This is a genomic window from Mesorhizobium sp. NPDC059054, from assembly GCF_042739215.1.
GTDB lineage: Bacteria > Pseudomonadota > Alphaproteobacteria > Rhizobiales > Rhizobiaceae > Mesorhizobium.
The window spans coordinates 1,225,292-1,242,909 of the sequence record NZ_JBHYHV010000001.1 but is presented as its reverse complement, the minus strand read 5'-3'; the positions used below and the strand labels follow the sequence as shown (position 1 = coordinate 1,242,909).

Here is a 17,618-nt window from a genome sequence, read left to right as displayed (position 1 = left end):
TTCCTCTCTCCGCATCGTTCACTGCTTCCGCTCACCCGTAGGCGGTATCTTCCGCCACGTGCGCGACCTCGCGGATGCGCAAGCGGCAGCCGGTCATCTCGTCGGCATCGTCTGCGATTCGACGACAGGCGGTGCGTTCGAGGAAGTTCTGTTCGAAGACATGAAAGAAACGCTGGCGCTTGGCGTGCATCGCACGCCCATGCAAAGGCATATCGGTCCTGGGGACGCCGCCTCGGCCTGGCGAACCTTCAAGATCATCAAGGAATTGCAGCCGGACGTGCTCCATGGCCATGGCGCCAAGGGCGGCGCCTATGCGCGTCTGTTCGGCTCACTGTTGCGGGTTTCAAGGTCTCGCGTGGCCCGCCTCTATTCGCCGCATGGCGGCAGCCTGCACTATGACGAGCGCACGGCAACCGGAAAGCTGTTCTTCGCGCTTGAGCGGACGATGGCACTCTTTACGGACTATCTTTTGTTCGTTTCCGATTATGAGAGACAGGCTTATCGTCGCAAGGTCGGCGAACCGCGTATTCCGAACGTGCTGGTGTATAACGGTTTGCGCGATATCGAATTCGAGCCGGTCGCCGCGGACACGGACGCCGCCGACCTTCTCTATATCGGCATGATGCGCGACCTGAAGGGGCCGGACATCTTCATCGATGCCCTCGCCCAGGCCGAGGTTCGCTCCGACCGCAGCATCAGCGCGGTCATGGTCGGAGATGGTGACGACCTGCCGCGCTACCACGCTCAGGTGAAGCGGCTTGGCCTCGACGGCCGCATCCGCTTCTTCCCGCCCATGCCGGCGCGCGCGGCTTTCGCGCTGGCGCATGTTGTGGTCGTGCCGTCGCGCGCCGAGGCCATGCCCTACATCGTGCTCGAAACCCTGGCGGCAGGAAAGCCGATGATCGCCAGCGCGGTCGGCGGCATACCGGAAATCTTCGGTGCAGGCTCACCCGCTCTCGTGCAACCGGATGTCGGCGAAATCAGCGAGAAAATGGACGAGGCGCTTGCCGATCTGGACGCCTATCGACAGGCGATGCCAGAAACGAGCGAACTCAAGTCGCGGTTCGGTGCGGACGTCATGGCAGCGGAAATCGAGAAAGCCTATTTCGCGGCTCTGGCCGGTTAGTCCTGAATTCAGGCGGCGGCTTCGGCGCGTTTTTGTTCTATCTGCTCAATCGCGTCCACGACAGCGTCAAAGGTCAGCATCGTGGAAGCATGACGCGCCTTGTAATCACGTACCGGCTCCAGATACTTCAAATCGGCGAAACGCCCTTCGGGCGGCGCGCCGTTTTCCTTCAGCATCTTCCACATCACATCGCGTACGGCGCGCAGCTCTTCCGCGGTTGCGCCGACGACATTGGCGGCCATGATGGAAGATGAAGCCTGGCCGAGCGCACAAGCTTTCACGTCGTGTGCGAAATCGGTGACGATCCCATCCTGCATGGCGACATCGACCACCACGGTCGAACCGCACAGCTTGGAATGGGCCTTGGCTGTCGCGTCAGGATTCTCCAGCCGACCGATGCGGCCGATATTTCCCGCGAAGCCAAGAATTTTCGTGTTGTAGACGTCGTCGATCATAATGTTTCAGCCTGCCATGCTGGCACGATCATCGAATGCTGCTGGCGTATCTTTCATTCGCTCGGCACGACCATATATAATGCTTCGGGTCCGGTATCGACAAGGCGACGGGCAGTCGCGTCAGCCGGCCTTTTTCACGCCGCCTCCGGGCGGGAATCCGGGTGGGATTCCCGCTACCGTAAAAGGCAGTGGTCCGTTCAACTCGTTCCCTCTATGAAGGGAACTACGGGAGATGCCTTTCATGGATGCCGCCATCAAGAAGATGATGCCGCAGTCGGCCTATATGGAGAAGCCGGTTACCGACCGGCCGAGCCAGGAGGAAGTCGAGGCGGCAGTTCGCACGCTTTTGCGTTGGACCGGAGACAATCCGGACCGCGAAGGGTTGGTCGACACGCCGAAACGCGTTGCCAAGGCTTTTCGCGAGATGTTCGGCGGCTACGATATGTGCCCGGCCGAAGAACTCGGCCGGACCTTCGAGGAAGTCGCCGGCTATGATGACCTCGTCATCGTGCGCGACATCAAGTTCCATTCACATTGCGAGCACCACATGGTGCCGATCATCGGCAAGGCGCATGTCGGCTATCTGCCGGACGGCAAGGTCGTCGGGCTTTCGAAGATCGCCCGTGTCGTCGATATCTTTGCGCACCGCCTGCAGACGCAGGAAGCGATGACCGCGCAGATTGCCGGTGTCATTCAGGATGTGCTAAATCCGCGCGGCGTTGCGGTGATGATCGAGGCCGAGCATATGTGCATGGCCATGCGCGGCATCCGCAAGCAGGGGTCGACGACCCTCACCTCCACCTTCACCGGCAGCTTCCGGGACAATCCCGAGGAACAGATCCGGTTCGTTACCATGGTGCGCGCCGGCAGCGGAGCCTGATCCGCTTCTCCGGCTCCAGATTTCCAGGATCCGGCGATGACGACTTTGCAGTTTTCCGAACCATCCAGCGACAAGCGCCAGCTGGAGGAAGGTGGTGACTTTACCCCGCGTTTCGACGCCGGCGGCCTTGTCACGGCCGTCGTCACCGACGTGGATGACGGCATGCTCCTGATGGTCGCGCATATGAACGCGCAAGCGCTCGCCCTTACGCTGGAGACCGGCATCGCTCACTACTGGTCGCGCTCGCGCAAGGCGCTGTGGAAGAAGGGCGAGACGTCGGGAAACTTCCAGCATGTCGTTGAGATCAGAACGGATTGCGACCAGGACGCGGTCTGGCTTCGCGTAAAAGTTACAGGACACGATGCAACCTGTCACACTGGCCGGCGTTCTTGTTTTTATCGGACGGTGGTGCTTGTCGACGGCAAGGGGACGCTCGCCGGAGATGGCTCCGAGCCACTGTTCGATGCGCAGGAAACCTATCGGACGCCTCGTTGATTATCCCGCCGGGACCCAACTTTGCCCGATTCATGATTTCGATACGGCCATTGTGTAAGATGGCCGTGGGATAAGGGAGACTGTGATGCTCGAATGGGCGTCATTGCGTGGCAGGGGAATTGTTCGCGAAGCGAATGACCCGTCGTCATCGGACGGGGCACCAGCGCTCAAGCATCCTAAGAAATGCGGTATCGCACTGGCTCTTGGCGGCGGCGTAGCACGTGGCTGGGCCCATATCGGGGTGCTGCGCGCGCTGGATGAGGTCGGCCTCGAAATCTCGATGATTGCCGGGACTTCAATCGGTGCGCTGGTCGGTGGTTGCTATTTTGCCGGCAAATTGGATGAGTTGGAAGAATTCGCGCGCAGCCTGACCCGGCGGCGCATTTTCGGCCTGCTCGACATCAATCTGGGTGGCAGCGGTCTGTTCGGGGGCATGAAGCTCGACGCCCGGCTGCGCGAGCATCTCGACGGGCTTCGCATAGAAGACCTGCCCAAGTCATTCGTTGCCGTCGCAACGGAAGTCAGGACGGGCCACGAGATCTGGATCAATCAGGGCTCGCTGGTCACCGCAATGCGTGCGTCCTATGCCCTGCCCGGCGTTTTCGAACCGGTCAACTGCAATGGCCGCGTGTTGGCCGACGGAGCGCTGGTAAATCCGGTTCCGGTATCGGTATGCCGTGCCTACGAGCAACCGATGGTGGTGGCGGTGAACCTCCACTACGACCTGTTCGGCCGCGCCGCCGTCATCAAGCACAATGCCGGTGAGTTGGTGGTCCAGAAAGACGCGCCGAGATCTGGCCGCTTCGACCCCAATGCCACCGCGCAAGGAACGCGGCTCGGCATTACCGGCATGATGGTTGAAGCCTTCAACATCATCCAGGATCGCATTTCGCGCGCCCGCATGGCGGGCGACCCGCCGGACTTGTCGTTGCAGCCCAAGCTCGGCCATGTCGGCCTGACTGAATTCCATCGCGCCGACGAGGCGATCCGCCTCGGCTATGAAGCCACGATGGCGCATGTCGAGGAGTTGAAACGATTGCAGGCCGTTCTGGCCTAGCTGGCCTGCGCCAACCTTTTTATCGATCAAGCGATCGCCGCATCGGTGATGCGGAATTGCACGCTGCGGCTGCCGTTCCAGTAGTTTCCCGAAACCGAGCCGGCCACGTGCAGGGTCTTTCCCCTGTTCTTGAAGAGGAATTCACCCAGGGTGGTGTCAACCGCGCGGAAGGCCATCGCCTGGATGCGTCCACCGCTTTCGGAGGCCAGATCGGCGCGAATGTGGTTGGTACCAACCGTACGCGCGTCAACCAGCCGATGACGCGGCAGCACGAAGAGCGGCTGCACATGGCCTGTGCCGTACGGTCCGGCCTTTTCAAGCGTGTCGAGCAATGTGAGCGTTGCCCCTTCCGCGGCGAGCGCACCATCCACCAGAAGGCTTTCCTCGTCGCGCAGGCGGAACACGTCGGCAGCCGCGCGCGCTTCGAAGAAGGCACGCAAAGCGCCAAGCTTTTCGCGTTCGACGGTAATACCTGCCGCCATGGCATGGCCACCGCCCTTGACGATCAGGCCAGCGTCCGCGGCCTCACGCACCAGCCGGCCAAGGTCGAAGCCGACGACAGAGCGACCGGACCCCGTGCCTATGCCATTGGCATTGAAGGCGATGGCAAAGGACGGCCTCCGCGCATGCTCCTTCAGCCGCGAGGCGATCAGCCCGACGATGCCTGGGTGCCAGCTGTCGGAGGCTGTAACGACCACCGCCGGCCCGTCCCCGCCGGTCAATTCGGCATCGGCCTCGGCGCGAGCCTGGGCAAGCATCTCCTGCTCCATGGTCTGGCGCTCCTGGTTCAACCGGTCGAGCGTTTCAGCGATGGTGCGAGCTTCGACGGGATCGTCCGTCGCCAGCAGGCGGCTGCCCAGAGCCGCATCGCCGATGCGCCCGCCGGCATTGATACGGGGACCGATCAGGAAAGCGAGATGGAAGGTGTTGACCGGTTCGCCGATGCGTGAAACGCGCGCCAGCTCGGCCAGACCAACATTCCTTTGCTGGCGCACGACCTGCAGCCCCTTGACGACGAAAGCGCGGTTGACGCCGACCAGCGGCACGACATCGCAGACCGTTGCCAGGGCGAGGAGATCGAGCATGGCGAGCAGATCCGGTCTCGGCGCATCCGGCACCCGTTCGCGCAGCAGCTTGGCGGTCTGCACCAGCGTCAGAAAAACCACGCCGGCGGCACACAGGTGCCCCTGCCCCGAAAGATCATCCTCGCGGTTCGGATTGACGATGGCGGTCGCAGCCGGCAGCGCGCCACCGACCTGATGATGGTCGAGCACCACGACATCGGCGCCGGCCTCCCTGGCGGCGTCTATGGAAGCCGCGCTGTTGGTGCCGCAGTCGACCGTGACGATGAGTTTCGCGCCACGCCCGACCAGTTCGCGCATCGCATCGGGGTTGGGACCGTAGCCCTCGAAGATACGGTCGGGAATGTAGATTTCCGACGGCACCGAGAAATGCGCCAGGAAGCGCTTGAGCAGTGCCGAGGAGGCGGCACCGTCGACATCGTAGTCACCGAAAATGGCGACCCTTTCACCGCGTATGATGGCCTCGGCCAGCCGTATGGCGGCCTTGTCCATATCGGTCAGCGATGCGGGATCCGGTAGGAGATCGCGGATGGTGGGGTCAAGAAAACGCTCGGTGCCCACTGCGGTCACGCCACGCCCCGCCAGGACGCGTGCAACGATGTCCGGAACGCCATGGCCCTGGGCAATGGCAAGCGCAGTCATATCCTGCCGCTCGGACAGCCGATGCATCCAGGCAAGCCCGGTAGCCGATCGCCTGACATCAAGGAAGAACCGCTTTTCACCGGTCATGCGGGATTACCGTTCGCCGTATTGAGCCACATGACGGCTCAATACGGCGAAACCGGCAAAAATCAAAACTTATCGAGGTCCTGATGACGGGCCTTGATCTCACGCACCGTCCGCGAGGAGGAACGCAGCACGATCGTGTCGGTGGTGATGTAATTGCGGCCGAACTTCACGCCGGCCAGCATGTTGCCGTCAGTGACGCCTGTTGCCGCGAACAGCACGTCGCCACGTGCCATTTCATCGACACGGTAGACCTTGTTCGGATCGGAAATACCCATCTTGGCGGCACGCGCGACCTTTTCCGGCGTGTCGAGGATGAGCCGGCCCTGCATCTGGCCGCCGGTGCAACGCAAGGCTGCCGCGGCCAGAACACCTTCAGGTGCGCCGCCGGAGCCGATATAGATGTCGATGCCAGTTTCTTCCGGGTCGGTGGTGTGGATGACGCCGGCGACATCGCCATCACCGATCAGGCGGATGGCCGCACCGGTTGCACGCACCGCTTCGATCAGCTTGGCGTGGCGAGGCCGGTCGAGAATGCAGGCGGTGACCTCGTTCACCGGCACGCCCTTGGCCTTGGCCAGGCTGGCGATGTTGTCAGCCGGGGAAGCGTCGATGTCGATGGTGCCCTCCGGATAGCCGGGACCGATGGCGATCTTGTCCATGTAGACGTCAGGCGCGAACAACAGGCTGCCCTTTTCGGCGATCGCGATGACGGCCAGCGCATTCGGCAGGTTCTTGGCGCAGATCGTTGTGCCTTCCAGCGGGTCAAGCGCGATGTCGACCGCCGGTCCCTTGCCTGAGCCGACCTCTTCGCCGATGTAGAGCATCGGCGCCTCGTCGCGCTCCCCTTCACCGATCACCACGGTGCCCTTGATGTTGAGGCGGTTCAGTTCAGACCGCATGGCATCGACCGCGACCTGATCGGCCGCCTTCTCATCGCCGCGTCCGCGCAGCCGCGCCGCCGCGACGGCAGCACGCTCGGTGACGCGCACCAGTTCCATGGTGAGAATTCGGTCGAGACCGGCGATCGTGTTCTGAATAGCATTCATGAAGTGGAAATCCTCATTTGCAAGGCGCCAATAGGCGCAGGCGCGCTTCTTGTGTCAAAGCCTCATGACAACAGCAAGACCCGGAGAGAAGCTTTCCCGGCCAAGAAACAATATCAATCGATTGAAAGAGATAACGGCTTTTTCTGCCGCACACGGCAGCATGGTTCCGCTTGGCGTCGCCGAGACAACTGCGGATATCTTACCTTTCCATCGTCTCCAGGCCCGCCAGAGAAACATGCGCAGATCCCGGTGCGCAGCGAAGTCCCAAGTGTTGACAACACGTGCCTCTATTAATATTGGATACAATCATGATTTCGGATACAAACATAACGCAAGCTGAAGCAGCCGCAGCCCAGATCAGGACATTGATCCTGAATGGCACTTTTCAACCGGGTCAGCCGCTGCGGCAGGAAGCGTTGTCGGAACAGCTGAACGTCAGTCGTACACCGTTGCGGCACGCCCTACAGTCACTTGTCGAGGACGGGTTGGTCGAGGCAACAGACTACAAGGGAGCAAGGGTCGCAGCACTTGACCCTGGGATGGTCGACGACTTGTTCGAGATGCGGCTCCTGCTTGAGCCGCTGGCGCTCAAATCCGCCTTTCAACACCATACCAAGCTTGATTTTGCGAAAGCCGAGATGGCGCTCGACGCAGCGGAAGCAGAACGGCAACCGTCGAAGCTTTCAGCGCTGAACTGGGATTTTCATCATGCCCTGTACCGCCCATCCAATCGGCAGACACTTCTGAAAACCATCGAGCAGCTTAACCGGGCGTCGGCGCTCGCGGAGGTGATCGCGAGTTCCATTGTCGCTCGCCCGGAAAAATCGGCCGCCGAACACCGGAAACTGCTTCAGGCCTGCCGGAATGGCGACGAAGCCGGCGCGATGTCAATCCTGAGCGAGCACTTGCGGTTCGCCCACCACGACATACGAAACCGGGAAGAATAGCGATGCCCGTCATAAACAGGATCGCCGAGTTTCACGATGACATGACGCAGTGGCGGCATCATCTTCACGCCAACCCGGAGCTTTCCTACCAGGAGCAGGAGACCGCCAGATTCGTCGCCGAAAAACTCCGTTCCTACGGAATCGAAGTAACCGAAGGTGTCGGCGGAACGGGTGTTGTAGGCGTCCTCTACGGCAACCGGAAAGGCGCTCGCTCCATCGGGTTAAGGGCCGACATGGATGCGCTCGCGATCGAGGAGCGCAATGATTTTGCGCATCGCTCGACGAACAAGGGCGTCATGCACGCCTGTGGACACGATGGGCATACCACAATGCTTCTTGGAGCTGCGCGCTACCTTGCGGAGACGAGAAATTTCGAGGGCCGTGTGATCTTCATCTTCCAGCCCGCCGAGGAGATGGGCGGTGAAGATGGCGGCGCTGCGCGCATGATCCGGGAAGGTCTGTTCCAGTCGTTTGGGTGCGATGAAATCTACGGACTGCACAATTGGCCGGGAATGGACGTCGGAACCTTCGCCGTGAAAGCGGGGCCAATGATGGCGTCGGGCGATGCCTTCGAAATCGAGGTCATGTCCACCGGAATGCATGCTGCTCAACCGCAGAAAGGCGTCGATGTGGTTATGACGGCCGGGCATATCCTGGTCGGACTCCAGCAGATTTCGGCACGCAACACCGACCCTCTGGATGCAATCGTAGTGAGCGCCACGCAAATTCACGGCGGTGACGCTTACAATGTCTTGCCGAACAATGTCACCATTCGAGGCACCGTAAGAGCATTCTCTCCCGAGGCGCGCGCAGCGGCCGAACCCGCGATACGGCGCATCGTGGAAGGCATCGGGTTTTCGACGGGCGCCCGGTGCAAGGTTGCCTACGTCCAGCAATATCCGACACTCATCAATTCGCAATCCGCCGCCCGATCAGCAGAGGCTGCGGGGTCGTCGGTGTTCAATAGGATCGAGACCAACCCGCCACAAACGATGATCGTTGAGGACTTCGCATTCATGCTCCAGGACCGACCCGGATGCTACGGCTGGATCGGCAATGGACCGGATAACAACGGCTGCATACTTCACAGCGCATGGTTCGATTTCAACGACGAGGTGCTGCCCTACGGGGCTTCCTACTTTGCCTCACTCGCTGAGGCCAGGCAGAACTAGCTTCTGCAAAACGACAGTGCGGGCTTTGCCTGGACGCGGCGACAAGGTGCGACAGGCGAGCCTGTCCGAAGCCACGAAAATTCCAATCTGGATCGAGTTGGAAGCGCTCACAACAGCATCAGTGGAATTGTTCGAACGTTCCCTTCTGCAGCATCCTGAGATCAAGGAGTGCTATGCGGTCGCCGGCAATCCGGACTATTTGTTGTTTGTCTCAGTCAGTGAGATGCAGGAGTTCGATAGGTTGCACCGGAACGTCCTTTCAAGACTTCCTGGCGTCAGGAAGATCAGGACGGAATTCCTGCTAAGGCGTATTCTCCCGTTGGTAGAATCTTAGTCCTATCGCTGAATCAGATCGGCAGCATTTCCGATCCTTCGCCACGCTTGCGCGGCCGCATCATGTCCTTGGCCATGATGCCGCTGGCACGGCAGAAAGCCGCAAAGGCCCGGCAGGCATCTTCCGACGTCGCGACACCGACACTGGCCCCAAAACAGGCATTGAAGGCCGTCTGATAGAGTTTGCCCTGCTTGCCTGTCGGCCATTCGGACAAGAAGTCCATCGCCTGTTCCACGCCATAGATCTCCTCGACCGGCTGGTCGGGGACCGGAACAATGCGAACGGGTATGGCAAACTGCAATTCGCGCATGACGACGCCTCTTGAACTGCCTCCACCCGGGCGTGAACGTCTTTTCTGAGTGGAAGTTCCTTGCCAGAGGCTTTTATGGTGAATTGTGGCAAGAGCGCGACCACTGGTTGTATCTCTGCAACAGACATATCCGATGCAGCCCCGCCGAGGTCGTTTTCCGCTCGAATAGAAACAAGCGTCCGGTTGCAGCGTCGATCAAGCAGGAGCGAAGCGCGGTTTGCAGTTTCGCGTCGGCGTATCAGGAACCCGTTTGTAAAGCGCTCCCCAATCCGACAACGATTGCACTTTTGTCCAGTTGGGCGAAGCATCCAACACAGCGAGATCGGAAGCACCAGCAACCAGATAGCCGCTTGTCACCTGGCAATCGAGCTCATCGTGCCCCAGCTCGAACATCTTGCGATGGCCGTAAACCAGAATGTTCTCGTTCATATGGTCACGATCCCAAACTACGGGCATCGATCCCGGCGGCAGGTCTTTCATCACCGTTGAAAAAGCTTCGACATCGGCACGCAGCTGACGCTGACCGCCGGTGCGCCCATCCATAAGGACGATCTGCACCAGTTGCACGACAACCGCGACGGTCAGGCCGGCGCCGATGACGAAATGCGCGAAATAGAGCCGGCGCCAGTTCATCGACACCCACAGCCCTGCCATGACGGCCAGCGGCCATGTTGCAGGCATCGAATAGCGTGTCCGCCCGATCGGCAGGATTGTGGTCAGCACGCCCATCGGGACGGCAGCCAAAAGCAATGCGTCGACGACCCAGCGCCGCTCCTGCGGCAAATCGGAGCGTGCAAAGACCATGGCAACCGCAGCCGGCAGGAATGGCAGTTGGTAGAGTATCGCCAGGGGCAGATCGCTGAGATGCAGCAACCGGGTCAGTTGATTGTCACCACCCACCTCGCCGCCCAGCCGCATTTCGCTGATCCAGTGCGCGGCGCCGGCATCGGGGTGGTTCGACCAGACCCAAGCCAGCATCGGCAGATGCGCGAGCACAACCACGGCGATGGCAGCAAGAGCATCACGCGGCTTCCGTTCAACAAGCGGGATGACAATCATCGGCAGAGCTGAAAAGGCAACCGGGATCGGGCCTTTGGTCATCGCCGCACATGCGAGAAGTGCGGCGATGCCGAGCCAGAGCACGAGGGTGAAGTACCGTCGCGCACGACCATGCAACCAGAGCGCCAGCGCCATGCCGCACAGAGCGGTGACGGTGACGTCGGTCTCGCCGATGCGTGCCCTCAGCAGAATCTGCACCGAGCAGAGAAAGGCCAGTCCCGCCGTCAGGGCCGCTACCTTTCGGTCACGCGGCGCAAGGACAAGAGCAGCAGCGCCGGCCGAAAGCGCGCCGGCCAACGCGGCAATCACGCCCGGCAAGCGGATCGACACCTCATCCAGAACGCCGCGTAACGCGGCCACCGCTGCCATCAGCCAGGGCGTGAAGGGCGGTTTGTTGACGTAGGGCGTGCCGATAAACTTGAGATGCCACCAGGCGTCGCCATCCAGCATCTCCAAAACCTGCAGGGCGCGCCGACCTTCTTCGAAACGAAGCGGGCGCAACCCCAGATAGGGAAAATAGAGGAGGAGTCCCGCGCCAAGTACGAACAGGAGCCAGCATCTGGCCCACCCTTCCAACATGTTGATCTGCCATTGCGCGGGAGATGCGCGCCAGCCCGGCCAGCCGAGCAGCTGCCTGAAGATACTCGACACGGAATACCGTCCCGTCTAGATGCCCTATCTCCCCCAACCATCGGCATCTAACACGGTCAATGCCGCCTGTCTCGCTGCCAATGCAATGCAAGAGGTTGAAGAACGACGCCATCGGTGTCACATGATAATCTGCCCGAAAACAAACGCTTCCGGATACCATGGTTACCTATCTCGACGCAGAAACAGCCCCGCTGCGCAACACCGGCCAGATCAGGCTCTACAACGAGGAGAGCTTTGCCGGCATGCGCAAGGCTTGCCTGCTGACCGCGCAATGCCTGGATGAATTGGTCGACATCGTGAAGCCTGGCGTCACCACGAATACCATCGACCGTTTCGTCTTCGAGTTCGGCATGGACCATGGCGCGCTGCCGGCCACGCTCAACTATCGCGGCTACACGAAGTCGTCCTGCACGTCGATCAATCATGTCGTTTGCCATGGCATCCCCGATGACAAGCCGCTGCGTGACGGCGATATCGTCAATATCGACGTCACCTACATCCTGGACGGCTGGCATGGCGATTCCAGTCGCATGTATCCGGTCGGTACCGTCAAGCGCGCCGCCGAGCGGCTGATGGAAGTGACGCATGAGTGCCTGATGCGCGGCATTGCCGCGATCCGCCCCGGCGTGCGCACGGGCGCCATCGGCCAGGCGATCCAAGTCTATGCCGAAGGCGAGCGCTGTTCCGTGGTCCGTGATTTTTGCGGCCATGGCGTCGGCCGGCTGTTCCACGACGCGCCGAACATCCTGCACTACGGCCATGCCAACGAAGGTGTGGAAATGCGCCCCGGCATGATCTTCACGGTGGAGCCGATGATCAATCTCGGTCGACCGCATGTGAAGGTTCTTTCCGACGGCTGGACGGCGGTCACCCGCGACCGTTCGCTGTCGGCACAGTATGAGCACACGATCGGCGTGACCTCGACCGGCTGCGAGATTTTCACGCTGTCGCCGAAGGGGCTCGACAGGCCGGGTCTTCCGCCATTGTAGCCCCTATCCCAGCCACAGAACTCCCACTACACTCCGACGCGCCGAGGAGGCGGGATAGGGCTCGAAGCGGGGGCTTGATGAGCAACGGGGACGATGAGCGCCGGTTCCTGGCCGAACAGCCGGTGCTGGCGCTTGAGAAGCGGAAAACCGCTGACGACAAGCCGCATTATCTTGGTCACCGCGAAAGGCTGCGCGAGCGGTTTGCCAGCGCAGGACACAGCGCCCTGCCCGACTACGAATTGCTGGAACTTCTGCTCTTCCGCCTCGTCCCGCGCACAGACACCAAGCCCATGGCCAAAGCTCTGCTCGCCCGCTTTGGCAGTCTGGCCGAGGTCCTGGGTGCGCCGATCGCGCTGCTTCAAGAGGTCAAGGGCGTCGGCCCCGCAGTAGCGCTCGACCTCAAGGTGATCGCCGCCGTCACGCATCGTTCGCTGCGCAGCGAAGTCACCGGTCGCGAATCATTGTCCTCCTGGCAGCAGCTGCTCGATTATTGCCGTGCAGCCATGGCATTCGAGGCCCGCGAGCAGTTTCGCATCCTCTTCCTCGACAAGAAGAACATGCTGATCGCCGACGAAGTCCAACAGACTGGAACGGTCGATCATACGCCTGTCTACCCGCGCGAAGTCGTGAAGCGGGCGCTGGAGCTTTCAGCCACGGCGATCATCCTCGTCCACAACCATCCATCGGGGGATCCTACCCCGTCCCGGGCAGACATAGAAATGACCAAGGAGATCATCGAGGCGGGCAAGCGGCTGGGAATTGCAGTCCACGACCACATCGTCATCGGTAAGAAAGGTCATGCCTCGATGAAGGGGCTGCTGCTGATCTAAAGCGATCAGGGCGTGGCGATCTTGCATTCGGCTGCCAGCCGATCGATGGCGGCAGCTGCGCCGCCCAGGAAGAAATCGGCCTTGGCACGACCGGTGATCACGCCGAAACGCCATGAAAGCCTGAGGTGCTTGGCGGACGCCAACCTGCTGACCGCATCGGTGCCAGGCCGCATCAATGTTCGCGACCCGTTGGACACCGACCAGTCTTCCTTGAAATTCTGGCCACCGTCGACCGACACGACAACAGTGATGGTGTCCCCCGCGGCGACGCCGTCATTCAGCTGCAGCCATTCACTCCATTGCGGCTCGCCGTCCGGACGGCAAGCAATGGTCAGGACCGGACGGTACCCAAGCGCGCCGCTGCCGATGGCGATAATGCTGTCGGCAGAGACCGAGGCGGTGATCGAGCCGTCGGGAGCAGAGCCAAACCGCCATCGGTCGGCGATATCGTCCGCCCGCGCGGCGCCACCGCCCAACGCCAGCAACACCATACCCAGCACCGGACGAAGTCCGACGACCGACCTTGCCAATTTGCCCTCCGCGAAAACAGCCGCGACTCTGCGGTAAGCTACGCTACGGCAACTTACCAAGTGATTAGTGGTGATTTAGTGGCACCTCGGATTACCGCCAGTAGTCTGCATGTACATACCGGTCGGGAAAACCAGAGCCGCAGAGCAATTCCTCATGCCGGCAGACCGTATCGAGCACAATCGTTCAAAGAAAAAGGCCGCCTCGCGGCGGCCTTCATTCTTGAACCTTTGACGCTTATTCGGCGTCCTTGGCAGCTTTCTTCTTCGGAGCAGCCTTTTTCTTCGGCTCTTCCGCGCCGGCTTCTTCGGCCTTTTCCGCCTTCTTGGCAGCGGCCTTCTTGGCGGGCTTGGCCTTGGTCTCGGTTTCCTCGTCCTCGGCCATCAACTCTTCCTTGCTCACCTTCTTGTCGGTGACAGAGATCTGGCCGAGCAGATGGTCGACGACCTTCTCCTCGAACATCGGCGCGCGCAGCGTGTTCAGCGCATCCGGATTGGAGCGGTAGAACTCGTAGACTTCCTGCTGCTGGTTGCCCGGGAAGCGACGGATCTGCTCGAACAGGCCGCGCTGCAGCTCGTCATCGGAGACCGTGACGCCAGCCTTCTCACCGATTTCGGCAAGCACAAGGCCGAGACGGACGCGACGCTCGGCAAGGCGAGTGTACTCGGCGCGGGCCTCTTCCTCGGTCGTCTCTTCGTCGGCGAAGGTGCGGCCAGCGGCTTCGAGATCGCGGTTGACCTGGTTCCAAATATTGGTGAACTCAGCCTCGACCAGCTTGGACGGCGCTTCGAACGAATAGGAACCGTCGAGCTGGTCGAGCAGCTGGCGCTTGACCTTCTGGCGCGTCATCGAGCCAAACTGGCTCTCGATCTGGCCCTTTACGACTTCGCGCAGGCGCTCAAGCGATTCCAGGCCAAGGTTCTTGGCGGTTTCGTCGTTGACCTCCAGCTTGCCGGGAGCGGCGACTTCCTTGACGGTGACGTCGAAAGTGGCTTCCTTGCCGGCCAGGTGCGGCGCCTGGTAATTTTCCGGGAATGTGACGGTGACCTGCTTTTCATCACCGGCCTTAGAGCCGATCAGCTGATCCTCGAAACCCGGGATGAATTCCTTGGAACCCAGCACCAGCGGCTGGTCGGTGCCGGCACCGCCAGCGAAAGCCTCGCCGTCGATCTTGCCGACATAGTCGATGGTGACGCGGTCGCCTTCGGCGGCCTTGCCCGACTTGGTCTCGTAGGAGCGGGACGATTCGGCAACACGCTGGACCTGTTCGTCGATTTCCGCTTCCGGCACGTCATAGACCGGGCGGGTCACCTTGATGTCGGAGAAATCCTTGATCTCGATCGCCGGGATGACCTCGTAGTTCAGCTTGAACTCGAAATCGCTGCCGCCAGCCAGGATCTTCTCAGCTTCCTTCTCGTCCTCGGTCATGATGACCTCGGGCTGCATGGCGGCCTTTTCGCCACGGCCGGTGATGATGGTGCGCGACTCGTTCAGGATCTCGTTGACCACTTCGGCCATGAAGGACTTGCCGTACACCTTGCGCAGGTGCTGGACGGGCACCTTGCCCGGACGGAAGCCATTGATGCGGACCTTGTCCTTGGCATCCGACAGACGGGCCAGGAGCTTGGCCTCCATGTCGCCGGCGGGCACGACGACCTTGATCTCGCGCTTGAGGCCGGAATTGAGCGTTTCGGTGACCTGCATCATCAAACCTTTATCTTCACCAATGAGACTGGCAAACGGATCCGCCGTTCGCAGCCTGCCGGAATAGTCTTGCCGGGAGTGGCTTTGGTACGGAAGCTGGAGCCCTTGGCCGCTTCGGCGGCTCAATTCTCCCAACGACGCCCCAAAATGTGATTAAGTCTTTGTTTTTCCTACTTCATATCACATTTAGCAGAAGCGGATCGTCGCATCCCGTCACATTCGACACGCCTTTTGTCACAGGCGAGGCCGATTTTCAACTATCTTCGCGCCCGGCAACAAGCCGTGTCTTGACCGGCGACATTGACAGAATGATGGCTACGTGGGATTTGGCCCGGTATGCGGATGTGGCGGAACTGGTAGACGCCCCGGATTTAGGTTCCGGTGCCGAAAGGCGTGGGGGTTCGAGTCCCTTCATCCGCACCACTTTTTCCCGACAAGACTCCTAATAAAGTGGCTCCTCGAACAGCGTCTTGTCGCCATCGACCAGCGCCTTGATCTGCGGCGTACCATCCTTGGCCAGCGCAACGCGCACGCCAAACGGGCGAACCCGCATATCGGTCTCGATAGCCCGCCCCTCGCCTTCCGGCAGATAAAAGCGCTCGATACCATAATCCGGCGACAGCGTAGCGTCGGCCTCGAGCGACCAGCCGCCGGAAATCGTGCCGGCAATATCAGCCTCATCCGAACCTGGCACAGTGGCCGGCGTGCCGAAGAAGGCTGAAACCGGACGCCAGTAGCCATCGACATCCTTCTTCAGCCGGACCAGCATGCGGCCGCCGGGCGTCGTTGTCTGGCCTGGCGCCAGATCGGCAACCAGCTTGGCCGGAATGGTAGAGATCTCGTAACCCAACCGCACATAATCGCCACGCAGCAGGTCGCGCGGATCGACAGGCTCGACCTTCAGCAGAACCTCCGTGCCGTTGCGCAGGATGGCGGCACGGCCGGCAATGATCCAGCTCAGAAAGCCGATCTGTACAAGCGCCAGGACGACTGCAGAGATAATGAGCTTCTTACCGGTCATTGCGCAGTCCCTCCCGCCGCGGCGCGCCCACGCATGCTCTTTTCGACGCGGATGATGACGAAGGCGAGAAGGCCAAGGATCACAGCCGCCGCCAGAAAGAAGCTGGCAGTGTCCAGCATTGTCCCCATCATGACGAGATAGATCCAGACCAGTTCATAGGCGAAACCGATATAGGCGAGCCAGCGCAAGCCTCGACTGTCGCGCCCGGCCAACACGATGGCAGCAACGATACCGGCGAGCATCAGCGCCGAGGTGAGAACCAGGCCGCCGCCCTCGTCATATTTGAATTGCAAGATTGCCATGCCGACTAGGAAACCAATAAAGGCATGAAGCGGTAGCCGCCCGCCAAGCTGCAGCAAGCCATCCAGTGGCTCGGACGCGTAGACAGCTGCGGCAAAGACCACCGCCGAGCCGATCGCCAATTGGATCGCCATCGCATCCCAATCGTCGTCCAAGGCGACGAAGCCCGCATAGATGATAAGCGACAGAATGATCAGATGGCGCGCGGGTTGGCTGCGCGTCCAATAAGAGATCAGGAACAGCGCTATCGCCATCAAGACATAAAGATAGGGGAAGTCGAATCCGCTCCGGAAATCGAAACCGTTGAGCAGGCTCATAACCAGCCAACCGTCGGCGATGGCAACAGCCATGACAGTGAGCGGATTCGAGCGCAGTGCCACGGCGGCAAGCGCGGTGCCCGCGCACCAGGTGAGGATCGCACCGGATTCGTCGCCGGAGAAATGATACATCTGGCCGATCAACGCGATCGCTCCACCAAAGGCAGTCGCAGCGACCACCCACGCCGCCTCCGCGAAGGCAGGGTGTTCTCGCAGCTTCAGCCATGCGCCACCGACATAGCCAGCCGCAATGACCGCGAAGACGGCAAGCACCCGCGCTATGCGTGGAATGGTTTCCCAGTTGGCGGCAATGAAAATGAGGATCGCGGCGCCGAGCAGGATAGCCGCCAGCATGGCCAGTATTGTTCCGAAGGAGAACGAGCGACGGATATTCGCATCGACGTCGCGGCTAAGCTTTTCGCCGGTTCCGGCATCGATCAGCCCATTTTCGACCCAACGCGCGATATCCTGCCTGACCTTGCTCGCATAGCTTGCCAAGGGTGTCACTCCACTATTTTAGTCGGATTACCAGCCAGCCAGGGCAAATCATTGGCAGGGCGTCATTTTCCGATTCTGGTTTCTTTAT

At 60.8% G+C, this 17,618-nt stretch carries 18 protein-coding genes and 1 tRNA gene; 10 read left to right on the top strand and 9 right to left on the bottom strand.

Translation table 11 applies throughout. The features are described 5' to 3' along the window. Window positions 1-13 precede the first annotated feature (13 nt). On the top strand, window positions 14-1,126 hold the full coding sequence (locus tag ACFWXH_RS06090) for a glycosyltransferase (RefSeq protein ID WP_379118983.1): 1,113 nt from the start codon (window positions 14-16) through the stop codon (window positions 1,124-1,126). An 8-nt stretch (window positions 1,127-1,134) separates the two neighbouring features. On the opposite strand, the gene ACFWXH_RS06085 is transcribed toward ACFWXH_RS06090, so the two are convergent. Beyond that, window positions 1,135-1,581, bottom strand: a complete 447-nt coding sequence (locus ACFWXH_RS06085) for an iron-sulfur cluster assembly scaffold protein (RefSeq protein ID WP_379118351.1) — start codon at window positions 1,579-1,581, stop codon at window positions 1,135-1,137. A gap of 241 nt (window positions 1,582-1,822) precedes the next feature. Here ACFWXH_RS06085 and folE point away from each other — a divergent pair, with 241 nt between their 5' ends. The 3 genes from folE (at window position 1,823) to ACFWXH_RS06070 (ending at window position 4,013) form a co-directional block, all read left to right on the top strand. After that, window positions 1,823-2,461, top strand: a complete 639-nt coding sequence (gene folE, locus ACFWXH_RS06080; protein WP_379118349.1) for a GTP cyclohydrolase I FolE — start codon at window positions 1,823-1,825, stop codon at window positions 2,459-2,461. Between the two features lie 36 nt (window positions 2,462-2,497). Next, window positions 2,498-2,956, top strand: a complete 459-nt coding sequence (gene hisI / locus ACFWXH_RS06075; protein WP_379118347.1) for a phosphoribosyl-AMP cyclohydrolase — start codon at window positions 2,498-2,500, stop codon at window positions 2,954-2,956. A gap of 85 nt (window positions 2,957-3,041) precedes the next feature. Next, window positions 3,042-4,013 carry a patatin family protein gene (locus tag ACFWXH_RS06070; protein WP_379118345.1) on the top strand — a complete coding sequence of 324 codons (972 nt, stop codon included), beginning with the start codon at window positions 3,042-3,044 and terminating at the stop codon, window positions 4,011-4,013. Between the two features lie 26 nt (window positions 4,014-4,039). Here ACFWXH_RS06070 and recJ read toward each other — a convergent pair whose 3' ends face one another. Both recJ and glpX read right to left on the bottom strand, forming a co-directional pair. Then, on the bottom strand, window positions 4,040-5,824 hold the full coding sequence (recJ, locus tag ACFWXH_RS06065; RefSeq protein WP_379118343.1) for a single-stranded-DNA-specific exonuclease RecJ: 1,785 nt from the start codon (window positions 5,822-5,824) through the stop codon (window positions 4,040-4,042). 62 nt (window positions 5,825-5,886) lie between these two features. Continuing rightward, a complete protein-coding gene (gene glpX, locus ACFWXH_RS06060) occupies window positions 5,887-6,870 on the bottom strand; it encodes a class II fructose-bisphosphatase (protein ID WP_054313254.1) in 984 nt (327 codons plus the stop codon). A gap of 308 nt (window positions 6,871-7,178) precedes the next feature. On the opposite strand from glpX, the gene ACFWXH_RS06055 reads away from it, so the two are divergent. Genes ACFWXH_RS06055 through ACFWXH_RS06045 form a run of 3 tightly spaced genes read left to right on the top strand, consistent with a single transcriptional unit; the run spans window position 7,179 to window position 9,323 of the window. Next, entirely contained in the window at window positions 7,179-7,817 is a 639-nt protein-coding gene (locus tag ACFWXH_RS06055) for a GntR family transcriptional regulator (protein WP_054313255.1), read from the top strand. A gap of 2 nt (window positions 7,818-7,819) precedes the next feature. After that, complete coding sequence (locus tag ACFWXH_RS06050; protein ID WP_379118341.1) at window positions 7,820-8,989, top strand: amidohydrolase; 1,170 nt, start codon at window positions 7,820-7,822, stop codon at window positions 8,987-8,989. After that, window positions 8,874-9,323 (top strand): Lrp/AsnC ligand binding domain-containing protein, encoded by a 450-nt coding sequence (locus ACFWXH_RS06045; RefSeq protein ID WP_379118339.1) that lies wholly within the window; start codon window positions 8,874-8,876, stop codon window positions 9,321-9,323. Before ACFWXH_RS06050 ends, ACFWXH_RS06045 begins: the two co-directional genes overlap by 116 nt. Before the next feature lie 13 nt (window positions 9,324-9,336). Here the strand turns inward: ACFWXH_RS06045 and ACFWXH_RS06040 are convergent, their stop codons facing one another. After that, complete coding sequence (locus tag ACFWXH_RS06040; RefSeq protein ID WP_379118981.1) at window positions 9,337-9,600, bottom strand: DUF982 domain-containing protein; 264 nt, start codon at window positions 9,598-9,600, stop codon at window positions 9,337-9,339. A gap of 228 nt (window positions 9,601-9,828) precedes the next feature. Next, a complete protein-coding gene (locus ACFWXH_RS06035; RefSeq protein WP_379118337.1) occupies window positions 9,829-11,343 on the bottom strand; it encodes an ArnT family glycosyltransferase in 1,515 nt (504 codons plus the stop codon). Window positions 11,344-11,501: 158 nt separating this feature from the next. Here ACFWXH_RS06035 and map point away from each other — a divergent pair, with 158 nt between their 5' ends. After that, the gene (gene map / locus ACFWXH_RS06030; protein WP_054311582.1) at window positions 11,502-12,332 is read left to right on the top strand and encodes a type I methionyl aminopeptidase; all 831 of its coding nucleotides are present in this window, start codon (window positions 11,502-11,504) and stop codon (window positions 12,330-12,332) included. 77 nt (window positions 12,333-12,409) lie between these two features. Further along, window positions 12,410-13,162: a DNA repair protein RadC gene (gene radC, locus ACFWXH_RS06025; protein ID WP_379118334.1), complete on the top strand. Its 753-nt coding sequence runs from the start codon at window positions 12,410-12,412 to the stop codon at window positions 13,160-13,162. Window positions 13,163-13,167: 5 nt separating this feature from the next. Here the strand turns inward: radC and ACFWXH_RS06020 are convergent, their stop codons facing one another. Next, window positions 13,168-13,692 carry a hypothetical protein gene (locus tag ACFWXH_RS06020; RefSeq protein ID WP_244483403.1) on the bottom strand — a complete coding sequence of 175 codons (525 nt, stop codon included), beginning with the start codon at window positions 13,690-13,692 and terminating at the stop codon, window positions 13,168-13,170. Window positions 13,693-13,927: 235 nt separating this feature from the next. Next, window positions 13,928-15,394, bottom strand: coding sequence for a trigger factor (gene tig / locus ACFWXH_RS06015; protein ID WP_379118979.1), 1,467 nt, complete (start codon window positions 15,392-15,394; stop codon window positions 13,928-13,930). Window positions 15,395-15,732: 338 nt separating this feature from the next. On the opposite strand from tig, the gene ACFWXH_RS06010 reads away from it, so the two are divergent. Continuing rightward, window positions 15,733-15,817, top strand: a tRNA-Leu gene (locus ACFWXH_RS06010). Between the two features lie 19 nt (window positions 15,818-15,836). Here the strand turns inward: ACFWXH_RS06010 and ACFWXH_RS06005 are convergent. Continuing rightward, window positions 15,837-16,415: a GDYXXLXY domain-containing protein gene (locus ACFWXH_RS06005; RefSeq protein WP_379118332.1), complete on the bottom strand. Its 579-nt coding sequence runs from the start codon at window positions 16,413-16,415 to the stop codon at window positions 15,837-15,839. Further along, the gene (locus ACFWXH_RS06000) at window positions 16,412-17,530 is read right to left on the bottom strand and encodes a DUF2157 domain-containing protein (protein WP_379118330.1); all 1,119 of its coding nucleotides are present in this window, start codon (window positions 17,528-17,530) and stop codon (window positions 16,412-16,414) included. The genes ACFWXH_RS06005 and ACFWXH_RS06000 overlap by 4 nt, the downstream gene beginning before the upstream one ends. Between the last annotated feature and the right edge of the window lie 88 nt (window positions 17,531-17,618).